Genomic DNA, 6556 nt, shown 5'->3' with positions numbered 1-6556 from the left:
ACCTGATCCCATCCCGAACTCAGCAGTGAAACGATGCATCGCCGATGGTAGTGTGGGGTTTCCCCATGTGAGAGTAGGTCATCGTCAAGATTAAATTCCGAAACCCCAATTGCGAAAGCAGTTGGGGTTTTGTTTTTGTCCGCGGGAAAGTCACGGCTACCGGATTTCTATGCAATCGCTCGGTGCGTGGCTATCATGCGGGCCTCATTGTGAGGCGAGACCTGCATGCTGATGTTGTTAAAGCTTCTTAAAGATGGCCGATTCCATTCGGGTCAAGCATTGGGTGCTGCCCTGGGCGTCAGTCGTAGTGCTGTGTGGAAGCAGCTTCAGCATTTGGAGGCTGAGCTGGGTTTGTCTATTCATAAGGTTCGTGGACGCGGCTATCAATTGTCCGCGCCATTAGCGCTGCTCGATCCTGCCGAGATAAGCGCTCAGGCGCTTTCTGGCGGCTGGCCCGTTCAGGTTTACGACTCAATCGACTCCACGAACGCCGAGGCACTGCGTGCTATCGAGCGAGGGCAGGCGGCGCCGTTTGTTGTGCTTTCGGAGCGGCAGACGGCCGGTCGCGGGCGACGGGGGCGCAAGTGGGTCAGTCCATTCGCAGAAAACGTCTATTACAGCCTTGTACTACGCATTGATGGTGGGATGCGCCAGTTGGAGGGCTTGAGTCTTGTCGTTGGGCTTGCTGTTTTGCAGACGTTGCGTGAGCTCGGTATCGCAGCCGCTGGATTGAAGTGGCCTAACGATGTCCTCGTGGGTCAGAAAAAAATCGCGGGAATATTGCTCGAGTTGGTTGGTGACCCTGCTGATGTGTGCCACGTGGTTCTGGGGGTTGGAATCAATGTGAATATGCAGTCCGCTGACGAGGTGGACCAGCAGTGGACATCCATGCGGCTCGAGTCAGGCAAAATGTTTGATCGCAACCAATTGGTCGCTGTGTTGGGGGAGATGCTGCAGCGATACCTGGTTCGTCATCAGGCGGGTGGTTTCTTGGTCATCCAGTCAGAGTGGGAGCAGAATCATCTGTGGCAGGGGCGAAGCGTGTCGTTGATTGCCGGTGTCAATCAAATTGACGGTGAGGTGCTTGGTATTGATGGCCAAGGCGCCTTGCGCCTGAAGGTGGATGGTGTGGAGAAGGTCTTCAGTGGTGGTGAGTTGAGCCTGAGGTTGCGTGATGATTCTTGAGCTCGATTGTGGGAATAGTTTCATCAAATGGCGTGTGCTTGCCGTTAATGCCGGGCAGGTGCTTGGTGAGGGGGTCGTCGATTCCGGGCTCGCATTGCTTGAGGGGTTGGGGGCTGTCAAAGGGCTTGCACTCACGTTTTGCCGGCTGGTGAGCGTCAGGACCGCGGAGGAAACCGCTGCGCTGACGTCTTTGCTCGGGGATACCTTTGATATGCCGGTTGTGTGCGCAACGCCTGCGCGCGAAATGTCAGGCGTGCGCAATGGGTATGAGGAGTTTGAACGGCTGGGTCTGGATCGGTGGCTTGCAATGCTTGGGGGCTTTCATCTGGCTTCAGGTGCGTGCCTGGTGCTCGACTTCGGTACGGCCGTGACTGCCGACTTTATCGCGGCGGATGGAGAGCACCTGGGTGGTTTCATCTGTCCTGGGATGCCGTTGATGCGCAACCAATTGCGCACCCACACGCGCAAAATTCGTTATGGGGATCTGGCGGCCGAGCAGGCTCTGGAAAGTCTTGTCCCTGGTCGCGCGACTGTCGAGGCCGTAGAGCGTGGTTGTTTGTTGATGTTACGCGGCTTCGTACTGACTCAGCTCGAGCTGGCGCGCAGCTACTGGGGGGAGGACTTTGTCGTATTCCTCACCGGGGGGGATGCGAGCCTGGTTTCTGAGATCGTGCCTCGGGCCAGGGTTGTTCCGGACTTGGTGTTTGTCGGATTGGCCATGGCCTGTCCCTTGTCCTGAGGTTTTTATGCGTTGGTTGTTTCTGCTGCTGCTTGTCCTCAATGGGTTCTACTACATCTGGCATCAACAGGAGGCTCCTCTGCGCGCAAAGGATGTCACGCCTTTGAGTCTGTATCGCGGGTCTCAACAGGATATCCGCTTGTTGAGCGAAGCAAGTGATGTATCCAAAGATAAGGGTAAAGCTGTCTCGACAGACAATGGCTGCCTTTATCTGGGGGGCTATACACGCCAGGAGGCCGCGCAGGCCGTTGAGCGGCGGTTGAGCGGGATGGAGGTCAAGTATCAATCCCTGCCCAAGGGCTCAGAGAGCGCGGGGTATTGGGTGCGTATTGCCCCGGAAAGCCGGCGTTGGCTGGACGATCTGCAGCTGCAAAACCTTTCTAAAGAATTCAATGAGTTAAAACATAAAATAATGCCGTGCGAGGGGGTTGCACCCACCGAATAGTTTGCATAGAATGGCGCCCGCTCCACAGCGAACACCGGAAACGGTTAACGAGGTGAAGTGAGGTCAACGCAGCTAAGCTCAGGTTTTTAATGAGAAAAATGCTTGACAGAAGGCTGGCATGATGTAGAATGCCGGCTCGCTTAGGAGGGGTTCCCGAGCGGCCAAAGGGATCAGACTGTAAATCTGACGTCTACGACTTCGAAGGTTCGAATCCTTCCCCCTCCACCATTTTTAGCGAGAGCTGTAAGCCTCGCGGGTATAGTTTAGTGGTAGAACCTCAGCCTTCCAAGCTGATGATGCGGGTTCGATTCCCGCTACCCGCTCCAAGTTTACAGGTTTTGCACAGTGTTACGCTCTTGTAGCTCAGTTGGTAGAGCACACCCTTGGTAAGGGTGAGGTCAGCGGTTCAAATCCGCTCAAGAGCTCCATATAACAAGGCAGATATGAAAATATCTGCCTTTGTTTTAGGTGGTAGTGGTTGCGCCTGAATGTGTTTCTGAAGGTTGCCGGTGTCGTTGATGTCGGTGTTGCAGTCAGGGTTGCCTAGTAAGTGTTGTAAAGTCTTTTTCGGGTCGGCATAATGGTCGGCCTGATTTTGTTTTAGGTCAGTAGCTCAATTGGCAGAGCGACGGTCTCCAAAACCGTAGGTTGGGGGTTCGATTCCCTCCTGACCTGCCAGATTCACTTGGTGTGTCTGGCTTTCTTTTCACAGGATCTTCATAGATGACTCCTAAAGCTGAAGCTCAAGGCTCTCGTTTCGACCTCCTCAAGTGGCTTGTAGTAGTCGCTCTGGTGGTTGTTGGCGTTGTTGGCAATCAGTACTTTTCTGCTTCGCCGATCCTGTACCGCGTACTCGCATTGCTTGCTATTGCTGCCGTAGCTGCCTTTGTAGGCCTGCAGACGGTCAAGGGCAAGTCTTTCTTTGTACTGGTTAAGGAAGCCCGCACCGAAATTCGTAAAGTCGTTTGGCCAACTCGCCAAGAAACCACGCAGACCACGTTGATCGTTGTGGCTGTTGTCCTGGTTATGGCGTTGCTGTTGTGGGGGCTTGATTCCCTGCTCGGCTGGCTTGTTTCCTTGATTGTCGGCTAAGGGTGTCCCGTGGCTAAGCGTTGGTATGTTGTGCATGCTTACTCCGGTTACGAGAAGCATGTAATGCGCTCGCTGATCGAGCGCGTAAAGCTGGCCGGTATGGAAGATGGCTTCGGCGAGATTCTGGTTCCCACTGAAGAAGTGGTTGAAATGCGCAATGGCCAGAAGCGCAAAAGCGAACGCAAATTCTTCCCTGGCTATGTGCTGGTGCAGATGGATATGAACGAGGGTACTTGGCACTTGGTCAAGGATACTCCTCGGGTGATGGGTTTCATTGGTGGTACTGCCGATAAGCCTGCGCCAATCACCGATAAAGAGGCAGAAGCCATTCTGCGCCGCGTTGCCGATGGCAGCGACAAGCCGAAGCCGAAGACGTTGTTCGAGCCGGGCGAGTCGGTGCGTGTCAATGATGGTCCGTTTGCGGACTTTACCGGTGTTGTTGAAGAAGTTAACTACGAAAAGAGCCGGATCCAGGTCGCAGTGCTCATTTTCGGTCGCTCTACTCCGGTGGAGCTCGAGTTCAGCCAGGTCGAAAAGGTCTAGTTGAACAAAAATCCCAACCCCGCAGCCGTAGGCTGTGGGGTTTTGTCGTCACTGGGATAAACGCGCAAGTAACCGGGGAGCCTCTCGAGGCGTTCGAACCCGTAATTGGAGTGCCTCATGGCCAAGAAGATTACCGCTTACATCAAGCTGCAAGTGAAGGCCGCTCAGGCTAACCCAAGCCCACCTGTTGGTCCTGCTCTGGGTCAGCACGGCGTGAACATCATGGAATTCTGCAAGGCTTTCAACGCCCGTACTCAGGGTCTTGAGCCAGGTCTGCCGACTCCAGTGATCATCACTRTCTACAGCGACCGTAGCTTCACTTTCGAAACCAAATCCACCCCTGCTTCGGTTCTGCTGAAGAAGGCGGCCGGTCTGACCAGCGGTTCCGCTCGTCCGAACACCGTTAAGGTTGGCACCGTGACTCGTGCTCAGCTGGAAGAAATCGCGAAAACCAAAAACGCGGATCTGACTGCAGCTGATATGGAAGCAGCCGTGCGTACTATCGCCGGTTCTGCTCGTAGCATGGGCCTTAACGTGGAGGGTGTGTAATGGCTAAGCTGACCAAGCGTCAAAAGGCTATCGCCGGCAAAATCGAAGCAGGCAAGGCCTACAACTTTGTAGACGCCGCTGCTCTGCTGGCCGAGCTGTCGACTGTCAAGTTCAGCGAGTCGTTCGACGTAGCTGTAAACCTGGGTGTTGACCCGCGTAAATCCGACCAGGTCGTTCGTAGCGCTACCGTGCTGCCACACGGCACTGGCAAGACCGTTCGCGTTGCTGTGTTCACCCAGGGTCCAGCTGCTGAAGCCGCTCTGGCTGCCGGCGCTGACCGCGTTGGCATGGACGACCTGGCTGCCGAAATGAAAGGCGGCGACCTGAACTATGACGTAGTGATCGCATCCCCGGATGCAATGCGCGTTGTAGGTCAGTTGGGTCAGATCCTCGGTCCACGTGGCCTGATGCCTAACCCTAAAGTCGGCACCGTAACTCCAGACGTAGCTACCGCGGTTAAAAACGCCAAGGCTGGTCAGGTTCGTTATCGCACCGACAAAAACGGCATCATCCACACTTCCGTTGGCAAGATCGGCTTCGATGCCGTCAAGCTGAAGGAAAACGTTGAAGCCCTGATCGCTGATCTGAAGCGTATCAAGCCAGCTTCCTCGAAAGGCATTTACGTCAAGCGCGTTACCCTGAGCACCACTATGGGCCCAGGTCTGGTCATCGACCAAAGCTCGCTCGACGCGTAAGACACAGATTGGCGCAAGCGATTGCGCCAATTGAAAAATTGGGGTCCCTGCCTGGCGGGGGCTATCCAAGACCGTAGGCGGCGCGAGTCTTAAACCACAAGCCTACGCAGATGGTGCTCCCGGTTCCTTACCGAATCAGACACCAAAACGACATCCGGTTTCGACCAGATGAAACGGTAACAAGCAGGAGTTAAACCCGTGGCAATTAAACTCGAAGACAAGAAGGCCATCGTCGCTGAAGTCAACGAGGCTGCCAAAGTCGCTCTGTCCGCTGTCGTGGCTGATGCCCGTGGCGTAACAGTAGGCGCGATGACCGGACTCCGTAAAGAGGCTCGTGAAGCTGGCGTTTACGTACGTGTCGTACGTAACACCCTGCTCAAGCGCGCTGTTGCTGACACTGAATTCAGTGTCCTCAACGACGTGTTCACTGGCCCTACCCTGATTGCGTTCTCCAAAGAACATCCAGGCGCTGCTGCCCGGATCTTCAAGGAATTCGCAAAGGGTCAGGACAAGTTCGAGATCAAGGCAGCTGCGTTCGAGGGCAAGTTCCTCGCAGCTAACCAAATCGACGTACTGGCAACTCTGCCGACCCGTGACGAAGCAATTTCTCAGCTGATGAGCGTGATTCAAGGCGCTACCAGCAAATTGGCTCGTACTCTGGCGGCAATTCGCGACCAGAAAGAAGCTGCTGCAGCCTAAGGCTCGTCAACTTCTCGCGTTTTTTGTTTTTTTCGATGGTCGCGTAGGCCGTCCCCAATATCAGGAATTAGATTCATGTCTATCTCTCAGAACGATATCCTTGAAGCAGTTGGCAACATGTCCGTAATGGAAGTTGTTGAGCTGATCAAAGCTTTCGAAGAAAAATTCGGCGTTACCGCTGCTGCTGCATCGGCTGGTCCAGCTGTTGCTGCTGCCGTTGCTGAAGAGCAAACCGAATTCAACGTCATGCTGACCGAAGCTGGCGAGAAGAAAGTTAACGTGATCAAGGCTGTACGTGAACTGACCGGTCTGGGCTTGAAAGAAGCCAAGGCTGTAGTTGACGGCGCACCTGCCATGGTTCTGGAAGCTGTTGCCAAAGACGCAGCTGACAAAGCCAAAGCAGCTCTGGAAGAAGCAGGCGCTAAAGTCGAGCTGAAGTAAGCATCGACTTTGCTCCTCCAGCCCGAGCGTTAAGCGACAGGCTGATGGCTGGTGGCTCTTGCCACCGGCCTTTTTCCGTTATTGGCAGCCGACTCGGTCGGTGCCGATAACGTGCTGTAACCACCCGATGCGGTGGCGCAAACCATGGGGTTTGCACGATTTTCTGGC

9 protein-coding genes, 4 tRNA genes and 1 rRNA gene are annotated in these 6556 nt (G+C 54.8%); all 14 read left to right on the top strand.

Annotated features, from left to right (window positions below; genetic code table 11):
- Positions 1–90, top strand: a 5S ribosomal RNA gene (gene rrf, locus AB4Z35_RS14100); the annotation flags it as partial.
- Between the two features lie 135 nt (positions 91–225).
- A complete protein-coding gene (gene birA / locus AB4Z35_RS14095) occupies positions 226–1185 on the top strand; it encodes a bifunctional biotin--[acetyl-CoA-carboxylase] ligase/biotin operon repressor BirA (protein ID WP_442097634.1) in 960 nt (319 codons plus the stop codon).
- The gene (locus AB4Z35_RS14090) at positions 1175–1924 is read left to right on the top strand and encodes a pantothenate kinase (RefSeq protein ID WP_442097632.1); all 750 of its coding nucleotides are present in this window, start codon (positions 1175–1177) and stop codon (positions 1922–1924) included. The genes birA and AB4Z35_RS14090 overlap by 11 nt, the downstream gene beginning before the upstream one ends.
- A 7-nt stretch (positions 1925–1931) precedes the next feature.
- Entirely contained in the window at positions 1932–2369 is a 438-nt protein-coding gene (locus AB4Z35_RS14085) for a hypothetical protein (protein WP_442097630.1), read from the top strand.
- Between the two features lie 143 nt (positions 2370–2512).
- A tRNA-Tyr gene (locus AB4Z35_RS14080) sits at positions 2513–2597 on the top strand.
- Between the two features lie 24 nt (positions 2598–2621).
- Positions 2622–2695: transfer RNA gene (locus AB4Z35_RS14075), tRNA-Gly, on the top strand.
- Positions 2696–2721: 26 nt separating this feature from the next.
- Positions 2722–2797: transfer RNA gene (locus AB4Z35_RS14070), tRNA-Thr, on the top strand.
- A gap of 174 nt (positions 2798–2971) precedes the next feature.
- Positions 2972–3047: transfer RNA gene (locus tag AB4Z35_RS14065), tRNA-Trp, on the top strand.
- A 45-nt stretch (positions 3048–3092) separates the two neighbouring features.
- Positions 3093–3461: a preprotein translocase subunit SecE gene (secE, locus tag AB4Z35_RS14060; protein WP_007984402.1), complete on the top strand. Its 369-nt coding sequence runs from the start codon at positions 3093–3095 to the stop codon at positions 3459–3461.
- Positions 3462–3470: 9 nt separating this feature from the next.
- Positions 3471–4004, top strand: a complete 534-nt coding sequence (nusG, locus tag AB4Z35_RS14055; protein WP_007984405.1) for a transcription termination/antitermination protein NusG — start codon at positions 3471–3473, stop codon at positions 4002–4004.
- 117 nt (positions 4005–4121) lie between these two features.
- The gene (gene rplK / locus AB4Z35_RS14050) at positions 4122–4553 is read left to right on the top strand and encodes a 50S ribosomal protein L11 (RefSeq protein WP_442097628.1); all 432 of its coding nucleotides are present in this window, start codon (positions 4122–4124) and stop codon (positions 4551–4553) included.
- Positions 4553–5248, top strand: a complete 696-nt coding sequence (rplA, locus tag AB4Z35_RS14045; RefSeq protein ID WP_003186095.1) for a 50S ribosomal protein L1 — start codon at positions 4553–4555, stop codon at positions 5246–5248. The genes rplK and rplA overlap by 1 nt, the downstream gene beginning before the upstream one ends.
- 198 nt (positions 5249–5446) lie before the next feature.
- A complete protein-coding gene (rplJ, locus tag AB4Z35_RS14040) occupies positions 5447–5947 on the top strand; it encodes a 50S ribosomal protein L10 (RefSeq protein ID WP_007970413.1) in 501 nt (166 codons plus the stop codon).
- 75 nt (positions 5948–6022) lie between these two features.
- On the top strand, positions 6023–6388 hold the full coding sequence (gene rplL, locus AB4Z35_RS14035) for a 50S ribosomal protein L7/L12 (protein WP_007970414.1): 366 nt from the start codon (positions 6023–6025) through the stop codon (positions 6386–6388).
- Positions 6389–6556: the final 168 nt, after the last annotated feature.

This window comes from Pseudomonas sp. KB_15 (assembly GCF_052114525.1).
Lineage (GTDB): Bacteria > Pseudomonadota > Gammaproteobacteria > Pseudomonadales > Pseudomonadaceae > Aquipseudomonas.
The sequence above is the reverse complement of the archived record's forward strand: the minus strand, read 5'-3'. Positions and strand labels throughout refer to the sequence as shown.